The organism is Nonomuraea sp. NPDC049758, assembly GCF_040674635.1.
In the GTDB taxonomy this organism is placed as follows: Bacteria; Actinomycetota; Actinomycetes; order Streptosporangiales; family Streptosporangiaceae; genus Nonomuraea.
The window spans coordinates 338,454-363,143 of the sequence record NZ_JBFAMZ010000007.1; the positions used below are offsets into that span (position 1 = coordinate 338,454).

Annotated in this window: 31 protein-coding genes; 13 read left to right on the forward strand and 18 right to left on the reverse strand. The window is 75.0% G+C overall.

The window, feature by feature from the left end:
- Positions 1-6: 6 nt before the first annotated feature.
- Complete coding sequence (locus AB0J46_RS21110; RefSeq protein WP_364334238.1) at positions 7-714, reverse strand: alpha/beta hydrolase; 708 nt, start codon at positions 712-714, stop codon at positions 7-9.
- A 1-nt stretch (position 715) separates the two neighbouring features.
- Positions 716-1,474: a DinB family protein gene (locus AB0J46_RS21115; RefSeq protein ID WP_364334241.1), complete on the reverse strand. Its 759-nt coding sequence runs from the start codon at positions 1,472-1,474 to the stop codon at positions 716-718.
- Between the two features lie 72 nt (positions 1,475-1,546).
- On the opposite strand from AB0J46_RS21115, the gene AB0J46_RS21120 reads away from it, so the two are divergent.
- Positions 1,547-2,503, forward strand: coding sequence for a WYL domain-containing protein (locus AB0J46_RS21120; protein WP_358293426.1), 957 nt, complete (start codon positions 1,547-1,549; stop codon positions 2,501-2,503).
- On the opposite strand, the gene nhaA is transcribed toward AB0J46_RS21120, so the two are convergent.
- Together nhaA and AB0J46_RS21130 are read right to left on the reverse strand one after the other, a co-directional pair.
- Positions 2,500-3,717: a Na+/H+ antiporter NhaA gene (gene nhaA / locus AB0J46_RS21125; RefSeq protein ID WP_364334244.1), complete on the reverse strand. Its 1,218-nt coding sequence runs from the start codon at positions 3,715-3,717 to the stop codon at positions 2,500-2,502. The genes AB0J46_RS21120 and nhaA overlap by 4 nt on opposite strands.
- Before the next feature lie 103 nt (positions 3,718-3,820).
- The gene (locus AB0J46_RS21130) at positions 3,821-3,967 is read right to left on the reverse strand and encodes a hypothetical protein (RefSeq protein WP_364334247.1); all 147 of its coding nucleotides are present in this window, start codon (positions 3,965-3,967) and stop codon (positions 3,821-3,823) included.
- A gap of 97 nt (positions 3,968-4,064) precedes the next feature.
- On the opposite strand from AB0J46_RS21130, the gene AB0J46_RS21135 reads away from it, so the two are divergent.
- From AB0J46_RS21135 to AB0J46_RS21145, 3 genes are read left to right on the forward strand one after another with little or no spacing between them, the layout of a single operon-like run.
- Positions 4,065-4,436: a hypothetical protein gene (locus AB0J46_RS21135; RefSeq protein WP_364334250.1), complete on the forward strand. Its 372-nt coding sequence runs from the start codon at positions 4,065-4,067 to the stop codon at positions 4,434-4,436.
- Positions 4,433-4,735 carry a MerR family transcriptional regulator gene (locus tag AB0J46_RS21140; protein ID WP_364334253.1) on the forward strand — a complete coding sequence of 101 codons (303 nt, stop codon included), beginning with the start codon at positions 4,433-4,435 and terminating at the stop codon, positions 4,733-4,735. The genes AB0J46_RS21135 and AB0J46_RS21140 overlap by 4 nt, the downstream gene beginning before the upstream one ends.
- A 5-nt stretch (positions 4,736-4,740) precedes the next feature.
- Complete coding sequence (locus AB0J46_RS21145) at positions 4,741-5,073, forward strand: YnfA family protein (RefSeq protein ID WP_352353939.1); 333 nt, start codon at positions 4,741-4,743, stop codon at positions 5,071-5,073.
- Here AB0J46_RS21145 and AB0J46_RS21150 read toward each other — a convergent pair.
- The gene (locus AB0J46_RS21150; protein ID WP_364334257.1) at positions 5,051-5,740 is read right to left on the reverse strand and encodes a glycosyltransferase family 2 protein; all 690 of its coding nucleotides are present in this window, start codon (positions 5,738-5,740) and stop codon (positions 5,051-5,053) included. The genes AB0J46_RS21145 and AB0J46_RS21150 overlap by 23 nt on opposite strands.
- Positions 5,737-6,717, reverse strand: a complete 981-nt coding sequence (locus tag AB0J46_RS21155; protein ID WP_364334260.1) for an NAD-dependent epimerase/dehydratase family protein — start codon at positions 6,715-6,717, stop codon at positions 5,737-5,739. The genes AB0J46_RS21150 and AB0J46_RS21155 overlap by 4 nt, the downstream gene beginning before the upstream one ends.
- Positions 6,718-6,845: 128 nt before the next feature.
- Here AB0J46_RS21155 and AB0J46_RS21160 point away from each other — a divergent pair, with 128 nt between their 5' ends.
- Genes AB0J46_RS21160 through AB0J46_RS21170 form a run of 3 tightly spaced genes read left to right on the forward strand, consistent with a single transcriptional unit; the run spans position 6,846 to position 9,444 of the window.
- Positions 6,846-8,180, forward strand: coding sequence for a glycosyltransferase 87 family protein (locus AB0J46_RS21160; protein ID WP_364334263.1), 1,335 nt, complete (start codon positions 6,846-6,848; stop codon positions 8,178-8,180).
- A 41-nt stretch (positions 8,181-8,221) separates the two neighbouring features.
- Positions 8,222-8,836 carry a TIGR04282 family arsenosugar biosynthesis glycosyltransferase gene (locus AB0J46_RS21165; RefSeq protein WP_364334266.1) on the forward strand — a complete coding sequence of 205 codons (615 nt, stop codon included), beginning with the start codon at positions 8,222-8,224 and terminating at the stop codon, positions 8,834-8,836.
- Complete coding sequence (locus AB0J46_RS21170) at positions 8,833-9,444, forward strand: methyltransferase domain-containing protein (protein WP_364334269.1); 612 nt, start codon at positions 8,833-8,835, stop codon at positions 9,442-9,444. The genes AB0J46_RS21165 and AB0J46_RS21170 overlap by 4 nt, the downstream gene beginning before the upstream one ends.
- Positions 9,445-9,531: 87 nt before the next feature.
- On the opposite strand, the gene AB0J46_RS21175 is transcribed toward AB0J46_RS21170, so the two are convergent.
- The 4 genes from AB0J46_RS21175 to AB0J46_RS21190 form a co-directional block, all read right to left on the reverse strand.
- On the reverse strand, positions 9,532-10,041 hold the full coding sequence (locus AB0J46_RS21175) for a PepSY domain-containing protein (RefSeq protein WP_364334272.1): 510 nt from the start codon (positions 10,039-10,041) through the stop codon (positions 9,532-9,534).
- Positions 10,042-10,169: 128 nt separating this feature from the next.
- Complete coding sequence (locus tag AB0J46_RS21180; protein WP_364334275.1) at positions 10,170-11,009, reverse strand: GNAT family N-acetyltransferase; 840 nt, start codon at positions 11,007-11,009, stop codon at positions 10,170-10,172.
- A gap of 68 nt (positions 11,010-11,077) precedes the next feature.
- On the reverse strand, positions 11,078-12,124 hold the full coding sequence (locus AB0J46_RS21185) for a methyltransferase (protein ID WP_364334278.1): 1,047 nt from the start codon (positions 12,122-12,124) through the stop codon (positions 11,078-11,080).
- Positions 12,125-12,307: 183 nt separating this feature from the next.
- A complete protein-coding gene (locus tag AB0J46_RS21190; protein WP_364334281.1) occupies positions 12,308-13,237 on the reverse strand; it encodes a hypothetical protein in 930 nt (309 codons plus the stop codon).
- Between the two features lie 164 nt (positions 13,238-13,401).
- On the opposite strand from AB0J46_RS21190, the gene AB0J46_RS21195 reads away from it, so the two are divergent.
- The gene (locus tag AB0J46_RS21195) at positions 13,402-14,016 is read left to right on the forward strand and encodes a peptide deformylase (protein ID WP_364334284.1); all 615 of its coding nucleotides are present in this window, start codon (positions 13,402-13,404) and stop codon (positions 14,014-14,016) included.
- A 24-nt stretch (positions 14,017-14,040) separates the two neighbouring features.
- Here the strand turns inward: AB0J46_RS21195 and lexA are convergent, their stop codons facing one another.
- Entirely contained in the window at positions 14,041-14,700 is a 660-nt protein-coding gene (gene lexA, locus AB0J46_RS21200; RefSeq protein WP_364334287.1) for a transcriptional repressor LexA, read from the reverse strand.
- Positions 14,697-15,518 carry a CPBP family intramembrane glutamic endopeptidase gene (locus AB0J46_RS21205; protein ID WP_364334290.1) on the reverse strand — a complete coding sequence of 274 codons (822 nt, stop codon included), beginning with the start codon at positions 15,516-15,518 and terminating at the stop codon, positions 14,697-14,699. Before AB0J46_RS21205 ends, lexA begins: the two co-directional genes overlap by 4 nt.
- 213 nt (positions 15,519-15,731) lie before the next feature.
- Here AB0J46_RS21205 and AB0J46_RS21210 point away from each other — a divergent pair, with 213 nt between their 5' ends.
- Both AB0J46_RS21210 and AB0J46_RS21215 read left to right on the forward strand, forming a co-directional pair.
- Positions 15,732-16,700, forward strand: a complete 969-nt coding sequence (locus tag AB0J46_RS21210) for an EamA family transporter (RefSeq protein ID WP_364334293.1) — start codon at positions 15,732-15,734, stop codon at positions 16,698-16,700.
- Positions 16,701-16,791: 91 nt separating this feature from the next.
- Complete coding sequence (locus AB0J46_RS21215; RefSeq protein ID WP_364334296.1) at positions 16,792-18,141, forward strand: S8 family serine peptidase; 1,350 nt, start codon at positions 16,792-16,794, stop codon at positions 18,139-18,141.
- A 71-nt stretch (positions 18,142-18,212) separates the two neighbouring features.
- On the opposite strand, the gene AB0J46_RS21220 is transcribed toward AB0J46_RS21215, so the two are convergent.
- From AB0J46_RS21220 to AB0J46_RS21235, 4 genes are all read right to left on the reverse strand, one after another.
- The gene (locus AB0J46_RS21220; RefSeq protein WP_364334299.1) at positions 18,213-18,935 is read right to left on the reverse strand and encodes a hypothetical protein; all 723 of its coding nucleotides are present in this window, start codon (positions 18,933-18,935) and stop codon (positions 18,213-18,215) included.
- A gap of 87 nt (positions 18,936-19,022) precedes the next feature.
- Complete coding sequence (locus tag AB0J46_RS21225) at positions 19,023-20,066, reverse strand: helix-turn-helix transcriptional regulator (RefSeq protein WP_364334302.1); 1,044 nt, start codon at positions 20,064-20,066, stop codon at positions 19,023-19,025.
- Positions 20,067-20,126: 60 nt separating this feature from the next.
- Positions 20,127-20,999: an aldo/keto reductase gene (locus AB0J46_RS21230; protein WP_364334305.1), complete on the reverse strand. Its 873-nt coding sequence runs from the start codon at positions 20,997-20,999 to the stop codon at positions 20,127-20,129.
- A gap of 6 nt (positions 21,000-21,005) precedes the next feature.
- On the reverse strand, positions 21,006-21,953 hold the full coding sequence (locus tag AB0J46_RS21235) for an NAD-dependent epimerase/dehydratase family protein (protein ID WP_364334308.1): 948 nt from the start codon (positions 21,951-21,953) through the stop codon (positions 21,006-21,008).
- 72 nt (positions 21,954-22,025) lie between these two features.
- On the opposite strand from AB0J46_RS21235, the gene AB0J46_RS21240 reads away from it, so the two are divergent.
- Both AB0J46_RS21240 and AB0J46_RS21245 read left to right on the forward strand, forming a co-directional pair.
- Entirely contained in the window at positions 22,026-22,955 is a 930-nt protein-coding gene (locus AB0J46_RS21240; RefSeq protein WP_364334311.1) for a LysR family transcriptional regulator, read from the forward strand.
- Positions 22,956-23,005: 50 nt separating this feature from the next.
- Positions 23,006-23,467, forward strand: a complete 462-nt coding sequence (locus AB0J46_RS21245; RefSeq protein ID WP_364334314.1) for a VOC family protein — start codon at positions 23,006-23,008, stop codon at positions 23,465-23,467.
- Between the two features lie 24 nt (positions 23,468-23,491).
- Here AB0J46_RS21245 and AB0J46_RS21250 read toward each other — a convergent pair whose 3' ends face one another.
- Both AB0J46_RS21250 and AB0J46_RS21255 read right to left on the reverse strand, forming a co-directional pair.
- Complete coding sequence (locus AB0J46_RS21250) at positions 23,492-23,791, reverse strand: hypothetical protein (RefSeq protein ID WP_364334317.1); 300 nt, start codon at positions 23,789-23,791, stop codon at positions 23,492-23,494.
- Entirely contained in the window at positions 23,788-23,934 is a 147-nt protein-coding gene (locus AB0J46_RS21255) for a hypothetical protein (RefSeq protein ID WP_364334320.1), read from the reverse strand. The genes AB0J46_RS21250 and AB0J46_RS21255 overlap by 4 nt, the downstream gene beginning before the upstream one ends.
- Before the next feature lie 108 nt (positions 23,935-24,042).
- Here AB0J46_RS21255 and AB0J46_RS21260 point away from each other — a divergent pair, with 108 nt between their 5' ends.
- Positions 24,043-24,684: a 4a-hydroxytetrahydrobiopterin dehydratase gene (locus AB0J46_RS21260; RefSeq protein WP_364334323.1), complete on the forward strand. Its 642-nt coding sequence runs from the start codon at positions 24,043-24,045 to the stop codon at positions 24,682-24,684.
- Positions 24,685-24,690: the final 6 nt, after the last annotated feature.

The following is a 24,690-nucleotide window of genomic DNA, read 5'->3' on the forward strand; positions in this document are numbered from 1 at the left end:
GAAGGGTTACCTTGTCGCCAAGCCGCCCGGCGTCCCGTCGGCCGCGGCGGCCAGGAGGCGGGCCAGCTCGACCGGTTCGGTGAACATGGGCCAGTGCCCGGAGTCGAGGTCGACGAGGTCGAGGTGCTTGACCCGGGCCAGCTCAGGGGCCTCCCCGCCGTCGATCCACTCCCGTGCCTGCGCGGGGGTGAACTCGGGGCACACGACGACGGCCGGCACCCCGAACCGCCGCTCGTCCGTCAGCCGCACCACGCCCTTGGCCACCCCCTCGGGGACGGGGACCGCGGCGGCGGCGAACCGCCGCCTGGCCTCCTCGTCGAGGTCGGCCGCGTCCGGCCCCTCGAACGGCGCCCATCCCGGGAACGGCACGACGCCGTCCACGGCCTCGAAGAGGTCGGCGTAGGCGTCGCCGTCGGCGGCGGGGAAACCGCCGATGAAGGCGACCTTGCCCACCTTGTCCGGCCGCGCGTCGGCGGCCAGCCAGGCCAGCGTGCAGGCCGCGGAATGGCCGGCGACCAGGGGTGTTCCGTCGGCCGCGTCCACGGCGGCGAGCACGGCCGCCACCTGGTCGGCGAGCGTGGCGGCGGCGTTCCCGTCGCCCTGGCCGGGGAGGGCGACCGGCACGGGACGGTGGCCGAGCGCCTCGATCGCGGGCGTCACCTCGTCCCAGGCGGACGCGTCGAGCCAGAGGCCGCCGATGAGCAGGATGTCCATGTCAGTCTTCTTTCTCCAGTGCGTTCAGGTCGCGTTCCGCGTAGAGCCGGTGTTCCCATTCCTCGTGCAGGACGATGTGCAGGCACTCCTTGAGCGGGAAGCCGGTCAGCCGCGGCCAGCCGGGCTCGTCGCGGGTGACGTGTGAGGCGAGCAGCTCGGGCGTGAGCGAGGCGACGACCCGGCCGACCATCGCCCGGCGGTCCCGGCGGACGGCGAGCACCTCCGCCAGCGGCGGCCGGGCCGCGCGGTCCCACGGGACGCCGTCCCAGCCGGGCGCCTCGTCCCATGGCAGGTCGAGCGGGTGCCACGGCGAGGGGTCGCCCAGGATCATCCGGCCGACCCAGGCGGCCGAGGCGAAGTTGAGGTGCCGCAGCGTCTGGACGAAGGACCATTCGCCGTCGACGCTCTTGTGCAGCGCGGCCTCGGGGAACGTCGCGGCGCGGGCGAGGGTGCCCGCCCACAGGCGGTCCAGGATCGCCCAAGCCTCGCCGAAGCCTTCGGGGTCGTCGGGGCGCATCCGGGCGCGTTCAGGCATGCGGCGGTTCAGCTCGGCCTCGACGAGGGGGGCGATGTCCACGCCGTTCACCACGACGTTCCGCAGCTCGCCGCTGAGCTCGACGTCGACGAGCTCGGCGCCGCGCACCCGCACGCCGGACAGGTCGGCCGCGCGCACGCGGACGTCGCGCACGCGCAACCGGGTGAACGTGGCGCGCCGCACGCTCACGTCCTCGACGTGCGGGCCTTCCCGGGAGTCGGTCATGACGCCACACGCTAGGCGATATTCCGGACGTTCTACTTCCGGTTCCTGCCGGAACCGCTCTAATCTGCTCGGGTGCCGACCGAACTCAGCCCCACCGCGCGGGCCCTGCGCGCCATGGAGGTCCTCCGGCAGCGTCCCGGCGTGACGGCCGGGGAGCTGGCCGCGGCCCTGGGCGTGACCGAGCGCGCCGCCCGCCGGTACGTCGGGATCCTGCGGGAGGCGGGCATCCCCGTCGAGTCGGCCAGAGGCCCCTACGGCGGCTACCGGCTCGGCCGCGGCACCAGGCTGCCGCCGGTCGCCTTCACCGAGCCGGAGGCGCTGGCCCTGGTCATGGCGGTGTTCGACGGCCAGCCGGCCGCCACCGACCCCGACGACCTGGTGGGCACCGCCCTGTCCAAGGTCATCCGGGCCCTGCCGGAAGGCGTCGGACGGCAGGCCGCCGCGCTGCGCGAGCACGCCTCCGCCGCGCCCGACCGGTACGCGGCCCGTCCCGGCGTCGCCGTGACCAGCGCGCTGGTCGCCGCGTCCGCGGCCCGGCGGCGCGTCCGCATCGCTTACCGGAGCGGATCGGGCACGGAGTGGGAGGCCGAGGTCGATCCCTGGGCGGTCGTCGTCCGGTACGGGCGCTGGTACCTGCTGTGCCACTCCCACCGCGCCGGCGCGATCCGCACCTACCGGGTCGACCGCGTCCGGGCCGTCCACGAGACCGTCCACGGCTTCCGGCCGCCCGACGGGCTGGACCCGGTGGCGGCGCTGGAGGAGAACCTGGGCGCCGGATGGGCGTACGCGGCCCGCGTGGTCTTCGGCGCGCCCCTGGCCGAGGTGGCGCCCTGGGTGCACCCGCCCATGGGACGGCTCGAACCGCATGACGAGGGCTGCGTGCTGGTCGGCAGCACGGGCAACCCGGCCATGTACGCCCAGGAGTGGCTGCCGGCCGTGCCGTTCCCCTTCCGCGTCGAGGGCGGGCCGGAGCTGCGCGCGGCGGTCGCGCGCCTGGCCGCCCGCCTGGCCGCCGCGCTTCCCGGCTAGGCCGCCGCCCGCCCGGCCGTACGGTGCCGGCGGACGCGCGCGCCGAGGATCAGGGCGGCCAGCACGGACGCCGCCGCCGAGGCCAGCAGGATCGCGCCCTTGGCCTGCGTCAGGTACGCCGGACCGGTGTAGGAGAGCTCGGCGATCAGCAGCGAGACGGTGAAGCCGATGCCGCCCAGCACGCTCACCCCGGCGATGTCGCTCCAGCCCAGCCGCGGGTTGAGATGGGCGCTGGTGAGGCGCGCGGTGAGCCAGGCGGCGCCGACGATGCCGAGCGGCTTGCCGGCCAGCAGCCCGGCCAGCACGCCCCAGGTCACGGTCCCCGTCCAGAAGCCGCCCGCCCCCGACAGGGAGATCCCGGCCGACAGCAGCGCGAACACCGGCAGCACCACTCCGGCGCAGAACGGCCGCAACGCGTGCTCGGCGCGCTGCGAGGGCGGCTCCTGCTCGCCGGCGCGCGGGCTGGTGCGCATCAGCAGGCCCATCGCGACGCCGGCGATGGTCGCGTGCACCCCGCAGGCGTGCACGAGCGCCCAGATCAGCACGGTGAGCGGCCCGTACAGCAGCCACGCGGGCAGCGCGCGGCGCACGGCGGTGACCGCGCGGCCCCGCCCGTGCTGCAGGTACGCCCACACGCCCAGCGCGGCGGCGGCCCCCGCCAGGGCGGCGAGGTTCAGCCCCGAGGTGTAGCCGACGGCGATCACGACGACCGCGCACACGTCGTCCACGGTCGCCAGCGTCAGCAGGAACGTGCGCAGCGGGGCGGGCAGGCCGCGGCCCACGACGGCCAGGACGGCGAGCGCGAAGGCGATGTCGGTGGCCATCGGCACGCCCCAGCCGCGGGCCGCCTCGCCCGGCGCGGCCGCGTTCACCGCCAGGAACAGCAGCGCCGGCACCACCACGCCGCCGAGCGCGGCCACCACGGGCAGCGCGGCGCGGCGCGGGTCGCGCAGCTCGCCGTGCACGAGCTCCTGCTTGAGCTCGTTGCCGACGATGAAGAAGAACACCGCCAGCAGCCCGTCGGCGGCCCACGCCTGCGCGCTCAGGCGCAGGCCCAGCCACTCCGGGCCGAAGGACCACGTGCGCAGGGCCTCGTAGGAGCCGGCGAGGGACGAGTTGGCCCAGGCCAGCGCGGTCAGGGCGGCGACGATGAGCAGGACGCCGCCGACCGCGTCGGAGCGCAGGGCAGTGATGATCCGCGAGGAGGCAGACATGAAGGGAGAACTCCAGGACGGTACGGAAACGATCGGGCCGCCCAACGCGCGGCCCTGGCCTCATGGCAACCCGCGCACCCGGATCACGTCCGGGTGCGGGCGCTCAGCGGACCTGCGGCGGGCGGATGCCCGCGATCACGCCCCACGTGCTGACGTAGCCGTTCGTGCCGACCGGACGGAACTCCAGCGGGCGCAGCGGGCGGGCGTGCCGCTCGCGCGCGAGGTGGAGGCAGGAGCGGAATTCGCGCACCTTGCCTCCCTTTTGTCCAATCGTGTCCCCCTCCTACCCTACAAGTTCCCGCCGGCCCCTTGAATCCGGTACCCGGGTACGGGGTTACCGTCGGGACATGACCGCAGACCTGCCCCTCTCCCCCGGCTGGACGCCGTCGGCCTGCACGCTGCCCACCGCCCAACGGCCGCTGCGGGTGGCCGAGTTCGACGAGCTGTTCGCGCGCTCGGTGCGCTCGGTGCGCCGCCCCGCGCCCGACCGGCTGGAACTCGACCTGGCCCCCGACGGCCCCGACGGCCCCGGCGCCGACGCTTCCGGCGTGGCCGCCCGTGCCGCCGGGCTGGCCGCCCGGGAGAACGCCTGCTGCTCGTTCTTCACCTTCACCCTCACCGTCGGGGGCCAGGGCCTGACGCTCGCGGCGACCGTGCCCCCGCGGCACACCGGCGTCCTGAACGCCCTCCAGACCAGGGCAGAGGGACGGCCCGCGTGAGCCCCGAGGAGCCGTACCTGCGCAGCGGGCAGGTGGCCGAGCGGGCCGGGGTCAACCTGCAGACCCTGCGGTACTACGAGCGCCGCGGGCTGATCGCCGAGCCGCGGCGCAGCCCGGGCGGGCACCGCGCGTACCCGCCGGGGACCGTCGCGCTGGTCACCGTGATCAAGGCCGCCCAGCGGCTCGGCTTCACCCTGGACGAGATCGCCGCGCTGATCGGCGCCGGCCGCCGCGGCCACCCCACGGCCGGCCCCGGCTGCCCCCTGCCCGTCGACGCCCTCGCGGATGCGATGTACTGACCGTCATGACGATGATCCGCTCACTGCTGCTGTTCGCCCTGGCCGCGCTCGCCGAGATCGGCGGCGCGTGGCTGATCTGGCAGGGCGTGCGCGAGCAGCGCGGGTTGCTGTGGATCGGCGGCGGCGTCGTCGCCCTCGGCCTGTACGGCTTCGTCGCCACCCTCCAGCCGGACGCCAACTTCGGCCGCATCCTGGCCGCCTACGGCGGCGTCTTCGTCGCCGGGTCCCTGGTGTGGGGCATGGTCGCCGACGGGTTCCGCCCCGACCGCTGGGACGTCATCGGCGCCCTGATCTGCCTCGTCGGCGTCCTGGTCATCATGTACGCCCCCCGCGCCTGACCTCGGCCCCGGGTCGCGCGTCCGCCATGACGCGGCGCATGTCGGCGACGGCCCGCAGCGTCCCGCGCAGGGTGCCGGTCACCTTCGAGCGGCCCGCGCGGGGCAGGTAGTCCACGTCCGTCTCGCCGATCCGCCAACCGGCCGCCGCGGCGCGCAGCACCGTCTCCAGCGGGTAGCCGAAGCGGCGGTCGGCCGTCCCGAGCGACAGCAGCGGCACGCGGGCGGCCGCCCGCATCGGCCCGAGGTCGCGCAGCGCCACCCCGGTGCGCCGCCGCAGGCTCCGGGCCAGGACGGCGTTGCCCAGCCGGGCGTGCCGGGGCCAGACGCCGGCGCCGCGCGGCCGCCGGCGTCCGAGCACGAGGTCGAGCTCCCCGTCGAGGACGGGCCCGGCCACCCGGGGAAGCTGGGCGGGATCGAGCGAGGCGTCGGCGTCCATGAAGCAGACCAGGTCGGCGGAGGAGGCCAGCAGCCCGGCGTGGCAGGCGGCCCCGAACCCGCGCACGGGCTCGGCGACCACCCGCGCCCCGAGCTCGCGGGCGACCCGCGCCGAGCCGTCGGTGGAGCCGTTGTCGACGACGATCGGGCGGTAGCCGGCGGGCATGCGGCCGAGCACCCAGGCGAGCGCGGCCTCCTCGTTCAGGCAGGGCAGGATCACGTCGATCGTCATGACCGGGCGAACTCCGCCATCCCGGCCTCGAACCCGATCGCGGCGCGGAAGCCGAGCTCGGCCTCCGCCCGCCGGGGCGAGGCGACGATGTGCCGGACGTCGCCCAGCCGGTAGCCGCCGGTGACCCGCGGGCCGGGGCCGCCGCACCCGGCGGCGAGCACGCGGGCCATCTCCCCCACGGTGCGCGGCGTGCCGGAGGCGATGTTCCAGGCACGCAGCCCGCCGGGCGGCAAGGACGCGGTCAGGGCCGCGAGGTTCGCCCCGGCCACGTCGCGCACGTGGACGAAGTCGCGGAGCTGGCGGCCGTCCTCGAACACCGCCGGCGCCCGGCCGGCCCGCAGCGCCGAGCGGAAGATCGCGGCGACCCCGGCGTACGGGGTGTCGCGCGGCATGCGCGGCCCGTAGACGTTGTGGTACCGCAGGGCCGCGACGGTCCCGCCGGTCTCCCTGGCCCAGTTGGCGGCCAGGTGTTCCTGGGCGAGTTTGCTGGTGGCGTAGGCGTTGCGCGGATCGGGCGGGGCGTCCTCCTCGATGGGCGCCCAGCGCAGGGGCTCGCCGCAGCGCGGGCAGGGCGGCTCGAACCGGCCGCCGTCCAGGTCGTCCGCGGTCCGCGGGCCGGGCCGGACGTCGCCGTGCGCGGCGCAGGCGTAACGTCCCTCGCCGTAGACGACCATCGAGGAGGCCAGCACCAGCCGGGTGATCCCGTGCCTGGCCATGGCGGCCAGCAGCACGGCGGTGCCGAAGACGTTGACGCAGGCGTAGGCGGGCAGGTCGGAGACGTCCACGCCCAGGCCCACCTTGGCCGCCTGGTGCACGACGGCCTCGACGCCGGGCAGCAGCGCGTCCAAGGCCGCGGCGTCGCGCACGTCCGTGCCGGTCCGCGTGTCGAGGCCGACGACGTCGTGGCCCGCCGAAGCCAGGGCCTCGGCGACGTGGCCGCCGATGAAACCGGCCGAGCCGGTGACCATCACTCTCACGCCGCCGACGGTAGCCGCCGGGCCGGGCGGGCCGAAGCCGCGTTCGCGGTTCGTAAGGGTTCTTACGAACGACGAACGTGAACCGCCGCGGCGGCCCCGGACCGGCCTCCGGATGCGAGGCTGCCGCCGTGAACCGGAACACGACGGCGGCCGCCGGGACGCTCGCCGCCCTGGCGGCCGTGGTGCTGCGGCTGGTGACGGGCCCGCCCCACCTGGGCTGGTACCTGGCGGCCTGGGCGCTGTTCGCGGCCGCGCTGTGGCAGACCGCCCGGCTGCCGGAGCGGCGGGCGGCCGTCCTGGTCCTGGCCGGCGGGATCACGCTCGCCGCGACCGGCCTGGCCGCCCCGCCGAGCAGCAGCACCGACTCCTTCCGGTACGCCTGGGACGGCCGGGTGCAGGCCGCCGGCATCTCGCCCTACGACCACCCGCCGGCCGACCCGGCGCTCGTCCGGCTGCGCGACGACTGGCTCTTCCCGGCCGCCTGCGACGCCCCGTCCCTGTGGCCCCTGCCCGGCGGCGGCTGCACCCGGATCAACCGTCCCACCGAGCCGACGATCTATCCGCCGGTCGCGCAGGGCTACTTCCTGCTGGTCCACTGGTTGTCGCCGGACGGGGTGCGGCACAAGGCGCTCCAGCTGGGCGGCTTCGCGGCGGCCGTGGCCGTGCTGGCCATCCTGTGCCGGGCGGCGGGGGCCCGGCGGGCGGCGTACTGGGCGTGGTGCCCGGCCGTGCCGGTGGAGGCGGTGAACAACGCGCACGTCGACATGCTCGGCGTGCTGCTGGTGGTGCTGGCCTTCACCGCCGTGCGGGGGCGCGGCGCGCTGCTCGGCGCGGCCGTGGCGGCCAAGCTGCTGCCCGTGACCGCGCTGCCCGGCGCGCTGTCCGGGGTGCTGTCCGGGGGCCCGGGGGGAAGTGTGGCCTGGCGGCGGGTGCTCGGCGTCGTCGGGCCCGCCGGGCTCGTGATCGCGCTGTCCTATCTGCCGTACGTGCTGGTCTCGGGCGCCTCGGTGGCGGGCTACCTGCCGGGTTACCTCAAGGAGGAGCGCTACGACGGGCCCGGCGGCGGGAACCGTTATGCCGTCCTGCGGCTGTTCGTGCCGGACGGGTGGGCGCCCTGGGCCGCGGTCGCGCTGCTCGTCCTGGTCGTCCTGGCCGTCCTGCGGTACGGCGACGCCGACCGGCCCTGGCGCGGCGCGCTGCTGGTCAGCGGCTCCCTCCTGCTGCTGTTCACCCCCGGCTACTCCTGGTACGCGCTGCTCGTCGTCGCCCTGGCCGCGCTGGACGGACGGTGGGAGTGGCTGGGCGTCGCCCTGGCCGGCGCGGTCGCCTACACCGCCGGCCCGGCGGCCCCGGGCACCCCCGGCACCCCCGCGTACGCCGCGGCTGCCCTCGCCGTGCTGGCCGGCTGGGCCGTACGGCGGTCCCGCGGCGATCACCTGCTGTCATCGGCACGGAAGGACTGAGGAAGCTGAGTCGTCCCACGTTCGAGCACCTGCCGCAGATCGTGCTCATCGCCAAGGAGCCCGTGGCCGGGCGCGTCAAGACCCGGCTGACGCCCCCGTACAGTCCGGCCGAGGCCGCCGCGCTGGCCGAGGCCGCGCTCCGCGACAGCCTGCGCGCCGTCGCCGCGACCCCCGCCGCCCAGCGGGTCCTCGCCCTGGACGGCCTGCCGGGCCGCTGGCTGCCCCCCGGTTTCGTGGTGATCCCGCAACGCGGCGCCGGCCTGGACGAGCGCCTCGCGGCGGCCTTCACCGACGCCCACCGGCTGCGGCCCGGGCCCGTCGTGCTCATCGGCATGGACACCCCGCAGGTCACGCCCGAGCTGCTGCGCGAGGCCGGGGAGGCGCTGGCCGACCACGACGCGGTGTACGGCCCGGCGGCCGACGGCGGCTTCTGGCTGCTGGGGCTGCGGCGGCCGGACCCGGCGCTGCTGCTCGGGGTACCCATGTCGCACCCGGAGACCGGCAAGTTCCAGCTCGACCGGCTCGTCCGCGCCGGGCTGGCCGTCCACCACCTGCCCGAGCTGATCGACGTCGACACCGCCACAGCCGCGACCGAGGTGGCCCGCCAGTCCCCCGCCTCCTGCTTCGCCACCACCCTCAGAACGCTGCACCGGTGATCGGGGAGATCTATGCGGCCGCGCTCGCGGGTGAGCGCGCCGAGATCGAGTACCTGGACGGCACCCGCGCCGAGCTGGCGGCCGCGCGCTGGTTCGCGCCGATCGACGGCGACGAGGAGATCCTGAGCCGCTGCCGCAGCCCCACGCTGGACATCGGCTCCGGCCCCGGCCGGCTCACGGCGGCGCTGACCCGGCGCGGCGTCGCCTCGCTCGGCATCGACGTCACGCCGCACGCCGTCGCCCTGACCCGCCGGGCGGGCGGATTCGCCCTCCTGCGGGACGTCTTCGACGACGTCCCCGGCACCGGCCAGTGGGCGACGGCGTTGCTCGCCGACGGCAACATCGGCATCGGCGGCGACCCCGCGGCGCTGCTACGGCGGGTCCGGCAGCTCGTACGGCCGGGCGGCACCGTCCTGGCCGAGCTCGCGCCGCCCTGGACGCGCAGCCGGGTCGACCGGGTACGGCTGCGGGTGGGCGTGCGCGCCGGGGACTGGTTCGGCTGGGCGACCGTCTCGGCGGCCGACATCGAGCGCCTGGCCGCGAACGCCGGATTCACGGCCGCCCACTGCCGGCCGACGCACGGCCGCTGGCTGGCCCACCTGCACTAGCCTCCAGATGGGCCGGCGTTCGGCCAGATCCCGCCGCCCAACACGCGCCGGGATCAGTGTCCGGTCGGGACGGCCGGTCGGCGTCGCTCAGTCGTCGTCGCCGTCGTCGTCGCTGCCGGTCTTGCCGTGGTCGTCGGCGTCGTCGTCGCTCTTGGCGGTCTTGCCGTGGTCGTCGGCGTCGTCGTCGCTCTTGGCGGTCTGGTCGTTGGTCTGGTCGGTCTTCTGGGCGTCCGTGCTGTCGCCCGAGCGGTCGTCGGCCTGGTCGTCACCGTGGTCGTCAGCCTCGTCGTCGGTCTCGTCGGCGAGGACGGTGCCCTTGGCGGCGTCCACGGTGATCTCGCGCTCGGTGCCGTCGGCGGCGTCGATGTCGATCTCCCAGACCTGGCCGGCGTCCTCGTTCTCCAGCTCGGCCGAGGTGACCTTGCCGCCCGGCACCTTCTCCAGCGCCGTCTTCTCGGCCTGCTCCCGGGGGACCGCCGGAGCGGGCGCGGACGCGGCGGCAGCGGTGGGGGTGGAGGCGGTGGCGAAGGCGGTGCCGACGCCGGCGGCGAGCACGCCGGCCGTGGCCAGTCCAGCGATGATCATAGGCTTACGCATGCGGAATCACTCCGTCGTTCGGTCGTCGTCCTGACGCCTCCCAGAGTGGCCGCCGGGACGATAGCGACGAACTGCGGGAACCCTAACGTCCGGTTAAGACGCCGACGACCCCCGCCCCCCTGACGGACCTACTCGTAACGGGCGCGGCGGGCGATCTTCTCGAACCCCAGACCGCCGAAGAGCGCGGCCGAGGCCGGGTTGTTGACGTTGACGTCCAGGAAGACCTGGTCGGCGCCGCCCTCGCGCATCCGGCCGAGCGCCGCGACGGCGAGCGCCCGCGCCAGCCCGCGCCGCCGCCACCCGGGCACGGCCCCGACCTGGATCAGGAACTCCTCCGCGCACGTCACGAAGCCGACGGCGACGTCGCCCTCGAACGCCACCAGCGAGCACCCCGGCAGGAACTCGTCGTCGACCAGCCAGTCCACCCACTGCTCCCGCGTCCACCCGGGGAAGCCCGGACGGTCTGCGAAGGACGCCGAGTACGCCTGGTGAAAGGCCCCTTCGGTGAGTGGGGACCACTCCTCGACCGTCACCTGCGCCGGCATCGGGACGTCCGGCAGCGGCCGGGTCAGGTCGCGCCGGAAGACGTCCTCGGCGAACGCCTGGCGGAAGCCGCGCGCCAGGAAGAGCTCGTGCGCCTGCGGGGTCAGCGACTCGGTCTCCAGCCGTGCCTTCCCGGGCTCGGCGGCCAGCCGGTCGAGCAGGCCGGACCCCAGCCCCCGTCCCCGGTGGCCGGGGTCGACCAGGCCGGTCGCCGCCGACGTCTCGCCCACCGGCCGCACGGCCCCGCAGGCCACCAGCCGCCCCTCCGTGAACGCGCCCACCGCGGTGTCCGTGACGTACCGGCGTTCCAGGAAGGAGGGCGACGCGGTGGCCGGGAGCCCGCCGTCGCGTGCCGCGCACCTGCCGGCCAGCTCGGCGATCGCCGGCAGGTCCGTGGCGGACAGCGCGGCCCATTCGATGGTCACCGTGGTCTCCTTCGCGTGCGGATGATCGAGTATGTCACCACGCGGGGCCGTGCCGGAGGAGAGCCCGGTCAGCCGCTTCGGGGGACGCAGTCGAGGACGACGTTGCCGAGCGGCGTGTGACGCACCCCGGCCACGTCGAGCCCGGCCGCGTCGGCGAGCGTGGTGTAATCGGCGACGGTGCGCTCCCGGCCGCCGCTGATCACGAGCATGCGCAGGTCCATCTCGGCGAACATGGCCGGGTCGTCGTCGGCGCCGCCCCGGGACTCGATCACGACGACCCGTCCGTGCGGCCCGGCCGCGTCGGCGCAGCGCCGCAGGACGCGCTCGGCGTCGGCGTCGTCCCAGTCGTGGATCACGCGCCTGAGCACGTAGACGTCGCCGCCGGGGGGCAGCGGCTCGAAGAAGCTCTGGCCGGCGAACGCGCACCGCCCGTCCAGCCCGAGCCCGGTCAGGTACCGGCGGCCCCGCTCCAGCGTGTCCGGCAGGTCGACGAGCGTGGCCCGCAGCCCCGGGTGGGCGCTCAGCATCTCGGCGATCAGCGCGCCGGTGCCGCCGCCGACGTCGACCACGTGCCGTACGCCGGACCAGTCGTACCCCTCGGCCGCGTCGGTGAGGTCGTCGGCGCCGGTGGCCATCAGGGCGTCGAACGACTCGCCGACCTGCCGGTGGGCGGCGAGATGGCGCCAGATCGGGGCGCCGTGGACGCTCTCCCATGCGGGCCGCCCGGTGCGGACGGTGTGCAGCAGGCCGGTGAACGCGACGTCCATCTGCCCGCCGAAGCCGTCGAGGTCGAGCCGGTCGCGCATCATGGAGGGGTGGCCGGCGGCCAGCAGCGCGGCGGGCTCGTTGACCGCGAACACGCCGGGCTCCCGTTCGGCGTAGACGCCGTGGCAGGAGAGGTGGCGCAGCAGCCGGCCCAGGGCGTCGGCGTCGGCGCCCGACCGGCGGGCCAGCTCCTCGACGGGCAGCTCGTCGGCGCCCATCAGATCGGTCAGGCGCAGGGTGGCCGCGACGCGCACGGCCATCGGGGTGACCATGTCCGTGACGGGGGCCAGCACCTCCCACGCCGCCTGCCACGCCGTCGGGTGGACGGTCTCGTCGCCGGTGCCTGTCACGGCTGCTACCCCCTTCTCCTAAAGGATCAAGGCTCGCCCGCAACCTACCACGCGATCCCGGCCCCGTCCGGTCCCGCACGAAAAGCCCAGTAGGTCCCGCGCGCAAACCCCGGCCGGTCCGATGCGGAAACCCCGACCGGTCCCGCGCAAAACCCCGGCGCGGGGGCGGCCTCCGGGGGTGTCTCAGCCCAGGAGCCTGGAGAACAGCGCCCCGAGACCGAGGCCGCTCAGGAGCGACCTCGGCCGGTCCTGCTCGGTGGTCGCCGCCGACAGGGGCACGTCGGCAGCGGGGCAGGCCGCCGAGGGCCGGCCGGTCAGGACGTCCAGCGTCCTTCTGACGCCGAGCGCGTCGAGCAGCGACACCCGGGACGACGAGCTCGTGACCGACATGCCGTCCTCGCCGGCGCGGATGGTCGAGGTGCCGTCGGTGACGCACGTCTCGGGCCGGTTGACCAGCGCTTCGAGCACCGCCGTGGCTCCCGCGGCGTCCAGCAGGGACGCCGGCTCCGCCTCGGCCGACGAGCCGGCGTCCGGCAGCCCGGTCTCCGCCCAGCCGGTCCCCGACGCGCCGATGCCCCACGTACCGATGTCCGACGCGCCGGTGTCCGACGTGCCGGTGCCCGACGTGCCGGTGTCCGACGTTCCGGTGTCCGACGTTCCGGTGGCCGACGTGCCGGTGGCCGGGGCGCAGTCCAGGGCGGCGGCGACGAGCGGTTCCAGGATCCGCCGGGCCGGCGTGTCGCCGTCCGCCGCGGTCAGCCGGGCCTCCTCCGTGCCGCCGTCCGGCCTGCTCACCCCGATCTCCTGCTCGACGTCGAGCAGGAAGGCGTCGAGCACGCCGGGGAACTCGGCGGCCTCGGCGAACGACGCGTCCGCCGAACGCGGGAGCGCCCCGGGCCGATCCGCCGGGCGGACGAGCCCCTGCAGGAACGTCCGCACGGCCGAGGTGTCGAGCAGCGCGCCCGCCGCGACCGAGGGCCCGCCGGTGATCTCCAGCTGGGCGGCGACGCACGGAGCGGCGGCCCTGCTGCCGTCCTCGGCCGCCGCCGGGCCCGCCGCCGTCAGCAGCCCCGTTGCGGCCAGGCCGAGGACGGCGATCGTTCTCTTGCACATGGGTGTCTCCCTGCGACGTTACGTGATCATCCGCAGCGATCATTACCCATTGCAGTGGATCAACTACTCTATGAATGTTTCTAGCCCTCTTTACCCGCCGAAACCGGGTCACCGCGCATGCTCTACCGTCTGCTGAGCGAGCGACGTCGAGCGGAAGGACCCCCATGAGCCCCCTGAACGGCACCGGCCCGAGCGCCGAGGAGCTGACCGAGCGGGTGCACGCCCTGCTCGCCTCCCCCAGGCCCTGGTCGGTCACCCAGATCGGCGACCCCGTGCTGCGCCGGACCGCCGAGCCGTACGACGGCCAGCTCTCCGACGCGCTCCTGCGCGACCTGCTCGACGCGATGTTCCGGCACCTGCCGGGCGTGGGCGTGGGCCTGGCCGCGCCGCAGGTCGGCATCCCGCTGGCGCTGGCGGTCATCGAGGACCCGGCCGAGCTGCCGGCCGACCTGGCCGCCGAGCGCGAACGCGTTCCGCAGCCGCCCCTGGAGCTGGTCAACCCCGTCGTGACGCCCCTCGGCCCCGGCTTTCGCGCGTTCTACGAGGGGTGCCTCAGCGTGGAGGGGCTGACCGCCGTCGTGCCCAGGCACGCGCGGGTACGGCTGTCGGCCCTCGACGGGGACGGCCGCCCGTACGAGAAGGAGCTGTCCGGCTGGCCGGCCCGCATCGCCCAGCACGAGACCGACCACCTGAACGGCGCGATCTACCTGGACCGCGCCGACCTCCGCTCGTTGTCGACCACCGCCAACCACGAACGGCTCCTGGCCTCCCGGTCCTGACGCCGCCGCGTCACACGCTGCCGGTCACACGCTGCGGATCACCGAGACCACGATCCCCAGCACCACGGCCCGGTCGCCGTCGATGACGTCGTAGCGGGGGTTGCGCGGTTCGAGCAGGACGTGCCCGTCGCGCCGCCGGTAGACCTTCACGGTGGCCTCGCCGTCGATCATGGCGGCGACGATCTGCCCCGAGTGCGCCTCGGGCTGCTGCCGCACCACCACGATGTCGCCGTCGCAGATGGCCGCGTCGATCATCGAGTCGCCACGCACCCGCAGGCCGAACACGGTGCCGCGGCCGGTGAGGTCGCGGGGCAGGGTCAGGGTGTCGTCGAGGTGCTCGTCGGCCAGGATGGGCGTGCCCGCGGCGATGTCGCCGACCACGGGGACGCTCACCAGCTCGGCGGGCGGCTCGGCCGACGGCGGCCGCAGGAACAGGCGCACGTCGATCGGGCGGGTCATCGTCGCGCCACGGCTGAGGAAGCCCTGCTCCTCCAGGCTCCTCAGGTGTTTCGAGACCGACGAGGGCGAGCGCAGCCCTACCGCCTGGGCCAGCTCGCGGGTGCTCGGCGGGTATCCGTGTCCGACCACCCAGTCGCGGATCGTGGCCAGGATCCGCTGCTGTCGTTGCGGCAGGGCCGAGACGTTCAGGTGCTCGAACGTGTCATGGTCGTCGTAGGTGGTCACAGAGGAATGCTAGAGGCCGGCCGCCCGGAGCGGTGGCGGCCTCCGGCGGAACGGGCGATCCCGGCCGCGAGGGCGCAGGCCGCCGTGCCCGCCAGGACGAACAGCCCGGTGTCGCCGGCCAGGTACTCGGCCACCACCACGGGCCGGTCGGTGACGACGGCGTGCTCCAGCAGCAGGGCGAACGTCGCGTTGTGCGCGAAGTGGGCCAGCACGGCCGGCCACACGCTGCCGGACATGACCCGCAGGTACCCGAAGAGGAACGAGAACGCGATCACCGACCCGCCGAACAGCGGCAGCACGACGGCCCGCGCCCCCTCGGCGTGGTAGTACGGCGTGAACAGGATGTACGGCAGATGCCAGGCGATCCACACCACCCCGGCGACGAGCATGGACGTGCGCTCCCCCAGCCAGGCGAGCCGCGGCTGCAGGTAGCCCCGCCAGCCGATCTCCTCGGCGAAGGCCAGGATCGGCCCGGTGACGAGCACGGCCGCCACCGACTGCGCCCAGTCGCCCCGCGGCGCGGTGAACCGTCCGAACCCCAGGACGACCGCGCCCGCGGTGGCCAGCAGGCACACCCCGGCGGTGGCGGCGACGGCGGCCGGCCAGGCGCGCAACCCGGCCCGGCCGAGGCCGAGGCGGCGCAGCCCGTCCCTGGAGAACCCCTCCCGGGTGACGACGAACAGCAGCACCAGCACGGTGAGCAGCGGCGACAGGGCCAGGACGAGCCCGTCCGCGACGCGCGCGGTGGCCGCCGAGACGGCGAGCACGAGGACGATGTAGACGATCGACGTGACGCGGTCGTCGAGCTGTCGGAACACGGGCGGACCTTCCTCCGGGGGCGGGCCCCGCCAAGTGTTCAGGAGCCTGCTCCCGCCGCCCATCGGCCGAAGATCCGAATCGCCGCCCCGCCTCTGCCACCCGGGGACTACGACCACCGGCTGAGGGCCGGTAATCGCGTTGCGCCCGCGCCGGGGCGCGTGTCAGGGTCGTGGCTTCCTGTCAGGCAGTGGTGACGGCGCTGGTGGTGCGGTATGAGGTATGCGGGGCTCGCGCTCGCGTTCGGGTCCTCGTCGTGTTTCGCGTTCTCGGGGCCGATGGCCAAGTACCTCGTCGCGGCCGGGCTGACGCCGATCGAGGCAGTGTGGGCGAGGATGGCGGCGGCCGGGCTCCTGCTGCTGGGCGTGCTGGCCGTGGTCCGGCCCGCGGCGTTGCGCATCCCGCGGGCCAGGTGGCCGTTCTTCGCGCTGTACGCGGTCGTGGCGGTGGCCGGGGTGCAGTCGCTGTACTTCGCGGCGATCACCCGTCTGCCCGTGGGGGTCGCCCTGCTGCTGGTCTACATGGCCCCGGTGATGGTGGCGGCCTGGGTGCGGCTGGTCCGGAGGGTCCGGCTGCCCCGGGCGGCCTACGCGGGGGCGCTCGTCGCCCTGGCCGGCCTCGGGATCGTCGCCGAGGTCTGGCACGACCTGCGGCTGGACGCGCTGGGCCTGGCCCTCGGCCTGCTGGCCGCGGCCTGCTCCGCCGGATACTTCCTGATGAACGACAGCTTCGGGGACGACGTCGACCCGCTCGGGCTGGTCGCCTGGGGCATGGCGGGCGCGGCCGTCGCGCTGGTCCCGGTCGCCCGCCCGTGGGGGCTGCGGTGGGAGGCGTTCACGATGTCCGCCACTCCCGCGCCCGGCGCCCTGACGCTGCCCGTGCCGGTGGCCTTCGCGTGGATGGTGGTGGTCGCCAGCGTGGTGGCCTACATCCTCGGGGTGAACGCGGTGCGGCGGTTGTCGGCCGCCGTGGGCGCCACGGTGGCGTCGCTGGAGGTCATCGGCGGCGCGCTGGCGGCCTGGGGGGTGCTCGGCGAGGGCCTGGGCGGGCTGCAGATCGCGGGCGGCGTGATCGTGCTGTCCGGCGCGCTCCTCGCCCAGACCGCGACCCGCCGCACACGACCATCCCGAGCGACGGTGCTGGACGGCGACAAAGAGGTGACCTCGGGAGCAATGAAGTGCTGACACTACTGTAAGTAGTTAATTCACTACAACGGGTATTTACAAGGGGAAGCAACGAGTGTCCCATCCCCGTCCCGAGGAAGGAGGTGGAGCTTTGCGTGTCCTGATCCAGCTCCGCCCCGCCCGTGAAACCGTCGAAGCCGTCCTCGACCCCGGCGTTACCGCCACGGTCGCCGACGTGGCAGGAGAGCTGCCGGGAATCGTCCTGGACCAGGCGTTCGCCCCGCTGGCCCTGCCGCGCGCGCTGCCCGCCGCGCCCTCAGGCGGCCTGCTGTCGTCGATCAACCGGCCGCTGGGCTTCTCCCTGTCGGCCGAGCACGCCAGCGTGCTCGTGCGCGGCGAGCTCTCCGACGACGACCTGCCGTCCAGGCTGGCGTTGTTGTCGTCGTCCGTACGCGAGGTCGTCGGCGTGTTCGCCGACCCGTCCATCCATCCCAACCTGACCTGCGCCGACACCGGCCCGGTAGGCGACTGGCACGACGTCGAACGGCTGCTGCACGCCTCCGACCTGCGCGCGGCCGGCTACGACGGCCACGGCGTCAACCTGGCGGTGGTGGACGGCGGCGTCAACGCCGACCACGTGAGCACCAAGCTCGGCCGCCAGGTCACCCTCGACGCCGGGCACAGCTGGGCCCCGCCCGGCGTCACGCCCACACCGGGGCGCTACCCGGTGGAGCACGGCAGCCTGTGCGCCTTCAACACCCAGCTCGCCGCCCCGCGCTCGACGCTGCTCGACATCGCCGTCCTGCAGAGCAGGAAGGGCACGGTCGAGGGCATGCTGTCCGACGCCGTGGCCGCCTACACCCACCTGCGCGGGCTCCTGGAGGCCATGCCGGCCGAGTCCCGCTCGCTGGTCGTCAGCAACAGCTGGGGCCTGTACAACCCGGAGCAGGACTTCCCGCCCGGCCATCCCGGCAACTACTCCGACAACCCGATGCACCCGTTCAACGTCATGATCTCCAGCCTGGAGCACGCCGGGGCCGACATCGTGTTCGCGGCGGGCAACTGCGGGCGCGACTGCCCGGCGGCGAGCTGCGGGTTCACCGACATCGTGGGCGGCAACGGCCATCCGAAGGTGGTCACGGTGGCCGGGGTCGACACCCACGGCGAGCGCGTCGGCTACTCCTCGCAGGGGCCGGCCCGGCTGGGCGACCACAAGCCCGACCTGGCCGCCTACACCCACTACGCCGGCTCCGAGGCCAGCGGCCCCGGCACGCCCGACACCGGCACCTCCACCTCCTGCCCCGTGGTGGCCGGCGTCATCGCCGCCCTGCGCACCCGCCACCCGTCCACCAAGTTGTCGCCCGCGCAGCTTCGCACGCTGCTCAACCGCACCGCCGAGGACCGCAGCACGGTCGGTTTCGACCACGACTACGGCTATGGCATCGTCAACCCCGCAGGCGTCCTGGCCGCGCTCCGCTCGCACCGCACCCGGGCCGCCTGAACCGCGACGGCGCCGCGCACCCGTGGGTACGCGGCGCCGCCGTCCGCCGGGGAGGGCCGGTGGACGAAGGGTCAGCCGTGGTTCCAGACCGAGGAGATCCGGTCGTTCCACCCGCTGGGGACGAGGTTCGGGATGTCGGAGAAGGGCGGCACGATCAGCGAGCTGCCGCCGAAGTTGATGTGCTCGTAGTAGCGGACCGTGCAGTTCGTGCCGCCCATGGAGCTGATGACGTCGTTCCAGTCGTGCAGGTGCAGCGGCCCGTGGTGGACGTCGGTCAGGTCGTTGTAGGCCTGGCGGGCCGGGCACCAGAACCAGTCACCGGCGTACTCGACGTGCTCGAACATCTGCACCTCGCCCCGCGTGGCCGGACGCGGGTCGCGCAGCAGCGCCGCGGCCCACAGCGCGCCGTTGACCGCGGTGTCGTCGGTGACCGCCGTCAGGCGCTCGGGGTGGTAGAGGTAGGTCAGCGGACGGCCGTCGAACCGGGCCAGGTCCGCCGGGTCGTGCTCGACGCCGTCCACGACCACCGCCATGGCGGGCGCGGGGTGGGTGATGGGCGCGGCGGCGAGCGCTGTCGCGGCCCCGGACCGGGTCAGCGCCCTGGCGGGGTCCGCCGGAACGGGCTTGGCCGAGCGCGGCGCCCTGACCGCCTTGGCGACGAGCTGCTCCAGCGTGGTGATGTCGTGGTCGCGCAGGAGGGCCAGCACGTCGGCCTCCTCCAGGCCCCCGACGTGGTCGGAGAAGTCCAGGAAGCGCTCGACCTGGCGGCGGGCGGGGGTTGAGATCTGGGTCACGGGTGCCTCCCCTTGGTGGTGCTGCGTACTCCCTCATGGTCGGGCGGGGCGGCGGCGCGGGCAGCCCCCCGGTGTTGGGGATGGCGGTCAGGCGGTGAAGGCGGCCATGAGCTCGTCCCGGCCGCTCGCGCCGGTCTTGCGGAAGATCGCTTTGAGGTGGTCGTGCACGGTGTGCCCGGACAGGTCGAGCAGCCGGGCGATCTGCTTCGGCGCGGCTCCGGCGCACAGCAGGTCGAGGACGCCGCGTTCGCGCGGGGTGAGGGCGTGCCAGTCGCAGAACGAGGGCAGCAGCAGGCCGCCGGTCGCCGCCTGGATCACCACGGCCACCTCGCCCGTGCCGTCCTCGTCCAGGGCCTGGCCCTCGACGGCGAGCCAGCGGCCGTACCGGGCCGCCGGGGCGCAGATGATCGGCCGGTCGGCGTCCACGCCGCGCGCGTGCTCGGCGGCGTCGGCGGCCAGGGCCGTGACGAACGTGTCGGCCAGCCAGGCGTGCGCGCCGTGCCGGTCGGGGCGGCGCAGCAGGTCGAGCCACGCGTGGGCCTGCGGCGTCACGGCGCGGACGCCGCGGTCGGGGCCGACGACGATCACCCCGGCGGGCAGGGCGGGCACGGTGGGGGCGAGCGGGGCGGCGGTGACGTACCTGCGCAGCGCGGTCATCAGGGCCGGGGCGAGCAGCGTGGCCCTGTGCCGGTCGTCCTCGGTGAACGGCGCGGCGTCGCAGGCCCGGACCAGCCCGAGCAGGCCCCACACGCCGCCGCGCCCGTCACGCAGCAGCAGCCGCAGCTCGCAGGAGGCGCCACAGGCCGCGAACGCCCGCCGCGTCCCCTCCTCGGCGCCGGCCACCGCGACCGGCACCCGCAGCCGGGCCAGCGACGCGGGCCGGCACGGGTCGCCGTGGGCGCGGCGGTGGGCGAGCAGGGAGACGGCCAGCTCGCGTTCGTAGCGGTGCCAGAAGCTGAACGAGCCCTGCCCGAGCCCGGTCGCCGGGCTGGTGCCGACCAGCCTCAGCGCGTCGTGCGGCAGCAGCGGGGCGATGGCGGCGGACACGGCCGCGCCGACGTGCTCGGCCGCGACGCCCCGGTCCATCAGGGTGCGCACCTCGTGGACCGCACGGTCCTGGCATGAGCTCACGCGGCCAGGTCAGCACGCCGCGGCCCCGCCCGGCAAGCGCAGGGTAGTCATTCGGCTACGTCAGGTCATATTCAGCCGCCGCAGCTCGTCCTCGGTCAGCGTCAGGGCCGTCGCCTCCGCCGACGCCCGCACCGACTCCGGCCGCGTGGCGCCCGGGATGGGGACGACGTGCTCGGAGTGGGCCAGGTGCCAGGCCAGGCAGACCTGCTGCGGGGTGCGGCCGCGTTCCTCGGCCACCTCGTGGAAGGGGGTGCGGGGCGGGGCGGCGCCGGGACCGTCCAGGGCGCTGCGGGCGATGCCGCCGAGGGGGCTCCACGGCAGGAAGGCGATGCCGAGGCGGTCGCACAGCCGCAGCTCGGGCAGGCTGTCGCGGTGTTGAGGGCTGTAGCGGTTCTGCACCGAGATCAGGGAGTCGCCGAGGACGGCCCTGGCCTCGTGGATCTGCTCGCAGGTCACGTTGGAGACGCCGGCCGCGCGGATGAGGCCCGCGTCGAGGAGGTCGCGCAGCGCGCCCACCGACTCCGCCCACGGGACGTCCGGGTCGGGCTTGTGCAGCTGGTAGAGGCCGATCGCCTCGACGCGCAGGCGGCGCAGTGAGCCCTCGCAGGCGGCCCTGAGGCGGTCGGGACGGCCGTCGACCGTCCAGGAGCCGTCGCCGGGACGGCCGCGCCCGCCCTTCGTGGCGACCAGCACGCCGGAGGCGTCGCCGGACCAGGTGGCCAGCGCCTCGGCGACGAGCTCCTCGTTGTGGCCGCGCTCGCCGGCGTGCCAGTGGTAGGAGTCGGCCGTGTCGATCAGGGTGAGGCCCGCGTCCAGGGCGGCGTGCACGGTGGCGATCGCGCGGGCGCGGTCCGGACGGCCCTCGATGGACAGCGGCATGGCGCCCAGGCCGACGGCGCCGACCTCGGCGGTTCCGATGCGGCGGGTGATCATGGTCGGTCAGCCTTCCGGGAGGAGGTCGGCGACGGCTCGCGGCAGCCAGGCCGCGACGTCGGTGAACGTGAAGCCGAGCGCGGCGGCCCGGCCGGCGTCGACGGCGTAGGAGCGGTCGAAGGAGAACGGGGAGGCGGGCTCGCCGCCGGTCACCACGCGGTGGACGGGCGCCGGCGAGCCGGTCGCGGCGGCGACGGCCGCGCACAGGCCGGTGACGGTCAGCGTGTCGCGGGAGGCGGCGTTGAGCGCGCCGGTGACGTCGGTGCCCGTCGCCGTCCAGTGCAGGAACGCGGCGATCTCCGCGTGGTGGACGAACGACGTGGGGGCCGGGTCGCGGTGCACGGCGACCGGCAGCCCGGCGCGCACGCGGTCCACGTAGTGGCGCAGCCGTCCGGTGAAGTCGGCGTTCCCGCCGCCGAGCACGTGGGCGCTGCGCACGGCGAGGAACGGGAAGGCCGGGTCCCGGGCGAACACGGCCTCGGCCTGGCGTTTGCCCTCCGCGTACGCGGCCGCCTCGCCGAGCAGCCGGGACAGGGCGTCCGGCGATCCCCACGGCAGGCCGCGGTCCACCGGCCAGGACGCGGCCTCGACCGTCTCCTCGCGGACCGGGGCCGCGGCCGGGGGCAGCAGGGACGGCGAGGTGGCCGGGTCGTAGACCTCCATGGTGGAGGTCATCACGTAGCGGGCGGTGCGGCCGGCGAAGACCCGGCGGGCGACGTCGGCATGCGAGGGCGTGTAGCAGACCTGGTCCACGACGGCGTCGAAGGCCCGGCCGCCCAGGGCGCGGGCGAGGGCCGCCGCGTCCGCCCGGTCGGCGACGACGTGCCCGGCCCCGGACGGCGGCGCGGCCGAGCCCCGGTTGACCACGGTCACGCGGTCCCCGCCGGCCAGCAGCAGGCGGATCAGGCGGCGGCCGAAGTAGCGGTTGCCGCCGATGACGCAGATGTGTCGCATGCGGCCAAGACTGGCCCGGACGGCGTCAGCAGTGGTAGTGGTGACTTGCTGGCCTCGTGTTAAGGAGAACTGTTGATCGACGCCCATCGGCTCCGGGTGCTGCGGGAGGTGGCCGCGCACGGCAGCTTCAACCGGGCGGCGGCCGCGATGCTGCTCACGCCGTCCGCCGTCTCGCAGCAGATCGCCGCGCTGGAACGGCAGCTCGGCACCCCGGTCGTCACCCGCAGCACCCGCGGCGTGGTCCTCACCGAGCCGGGCCGGCTGCTGGTGGAGACGGCCGAGACGATCGCGGCCGAGCTGCGGCACGCCCGGGAGCGGATCGACGAGCTGGCCTCGGGGCGCCGGCGGCTGACCGTGGCCACCTTCACCAGCGGCGGCCGCGCGCTGCTGCCCGGCGTGCTGGCGCGGTTCGTCGCCGCCCATCCCGACGTCGCGACGAACGTGGTCGAGCGGGAGCCGGAGGACAGCCTGCCGCTGGTCCGGCGCGGCGAGGCGGACCTGTCGATCGCCTACCACTTCGACGGGCCGCTGCCGGTGCTGCCCGGCGACCGCACGGGGCTGGCCTGGACGCCGCTGGCCGAGGACCCGCTGTCGGTGGCGCTGCCGGCCGCCCATCCGCTGGCCGGCCGGGCGTCGCTGGACCTGACCGAGCTGGCCGAGCAGCCGTGGGTGATCGGCTGCTCCAAGACCGAGGCGTTCCTGCGCGGGTACGCCGCCGCGGCCGGGTTCGAACTGCGGGTCAGCGGCTCCACCACCGACTACCACCTGGCGCAGGCGCTCACGGCGGCCGGGCTGGGCGTCAGCCTGGTGCCGTCCATCTGCCTGGCGCGCGACACGCCCGGCCTGGCCGTCGTGCCGCTGAACCCGCCGCGTCCGGCCCGCTACATCGGGATCGCCACCGCCCTGCGGCGCGACCACCCGCTGGTGCCGACGCTGGTCGGGTGGCTGCGTGAGGAGGCCGCGGCACTGGGACGGCAGCGGACCGATCCTGTCCGCCGGTGATGTCACAGTGTCCCCGGGAACCTCTTCCCGCACCGAACGGAGTGATTCATATGAGCCGCCATGTCCAGATCACCTTCGACGCCCACGACCCGAAGGCGCTGTCGACGTTCTGGCGTGACGCGCTGGGCTACGTCCACCCCGGCCCGCCGGGGGTCGAGCTGCCGCAGGGCGCCGACCCGCTGGCCGCCTGGGACGACTTCCTGGCCGGGATGGGCGTCCCCGAGGAGGAGCGCGACACACGGTCGGCCATCGAGGACCCCGACGGCCGGGGCCCCCGGGTGTTCTTCCAGCGGGTGCCGGAGGGCAGATCCGCCAAGAACCGCGTGCACCTCGACGTCCGGGCGGCTCCCGGGCTGCACGGCGAGGAGCGCATGGCGGCGCTGGAGGCCGAGTGCGAGCGGCTGGCCGGGCTGGGCGCGACACGGGTGCGGCGACACGAGCCCGAGCCCCCGTTCGCCGCCGGCCACATCGTGATGACCGACCCCGAGGGCAACGAGTTCTGCCTCGACTGACATCCAGGACGTCCGGCTGCGGAATCAGTCGTCGGCACACCTGCATGGCACGATGACCAGCGTGCCCGCTTCGATGTGGGTCACCTTCTTCGAGCCGAGGCAGAAGCGGCATTTCAGCGTCTCGGCGATCCACGGGTCGGACCATACGTTGTGCTGCCAGGCCGGCGGCGGGCCGTCCGGGGGCGGTTCCGCGCCGCGCTCGGCGGGCTCGTTCTCGCCGCCCACCTGGCCGAGGCCGCCGCAGAACGTGCAGGAAAGGAACAGCTCGCCGAGCTGCACGCCGCGGCGGCCCCGGCATTCGGGGCAGGTGATCGGGTCCGTCACTTACGGCCGGTCCCGCTGCAGGACTTGCACGACACCCATGTGGACTGCTTCTTCGAGTCGCCGTTCCGGTCGATCCACTCCCCGCCGGCACCCATGCAGATGCCGCACACCGGACGCTCTTCCTGCTCGTCGTCGTACGCCATACTGCGGACGGTAGCCGAGCATGCGCAGACTGTCTGCCGCCTGGCGGATCTGGTGCCCTTACCTCAGTCGCGGGGAAGTCAGAAGGTGAGTGCTGCGAGAATGGCCGTATGGCCAAGCTGACCGGAGCGCAGATCGCACAGGAGGGGCCGGCGGGGTGGGCGTACCTGCTCGGCAGCCTGCACACCCGGCTCCACACCGGCACGTTCGCGGCCGGGCTCGCACTCGTCGACGCCATCGGCGCGGTGGCCGAGGAGATGGACCACCATCCCGATCTCGACCTGCGCTACACCCATGTCGACGTCCGGCTGTCCAGCCACGACGCGGGCGGCGTCACCGAGCGCGACGTGCGGCTGGCGCGCGCGGTCACGACGCTCGCCGCCGACGCCGGGGTGCGCCTCGACCCGGCCTCCGTCTCGGTGCTCGAACTCGGCCTCGACACCCCCGCGCGGGACACCGTCCGGCCGTTCTGGGCGGCGGTGCTGGCGGTGCCCGCCGACGACCGGGGCGAGCTGCAGGACCCGGCCGGCGCGCTGCCCGGCGTGTGGTTCCAGCCGTCCGGCGACGAGGAGCCCCGCCAGCGCTGGCACCTCGACGTGTGGGTGGAGCCCGCGCAGGTCCAGCCCCGGATCGACGCGGCGCTGGCGGCGGGCGGGCGGCTGGTGCGCACCGACGGGGCGCCGCGGTTCTGGGTGCTGGCCGACCCCGAGGGCAACCACGCCTGCCTGTGCACCTGGCAGGAGCGCGACTGAGCCGCG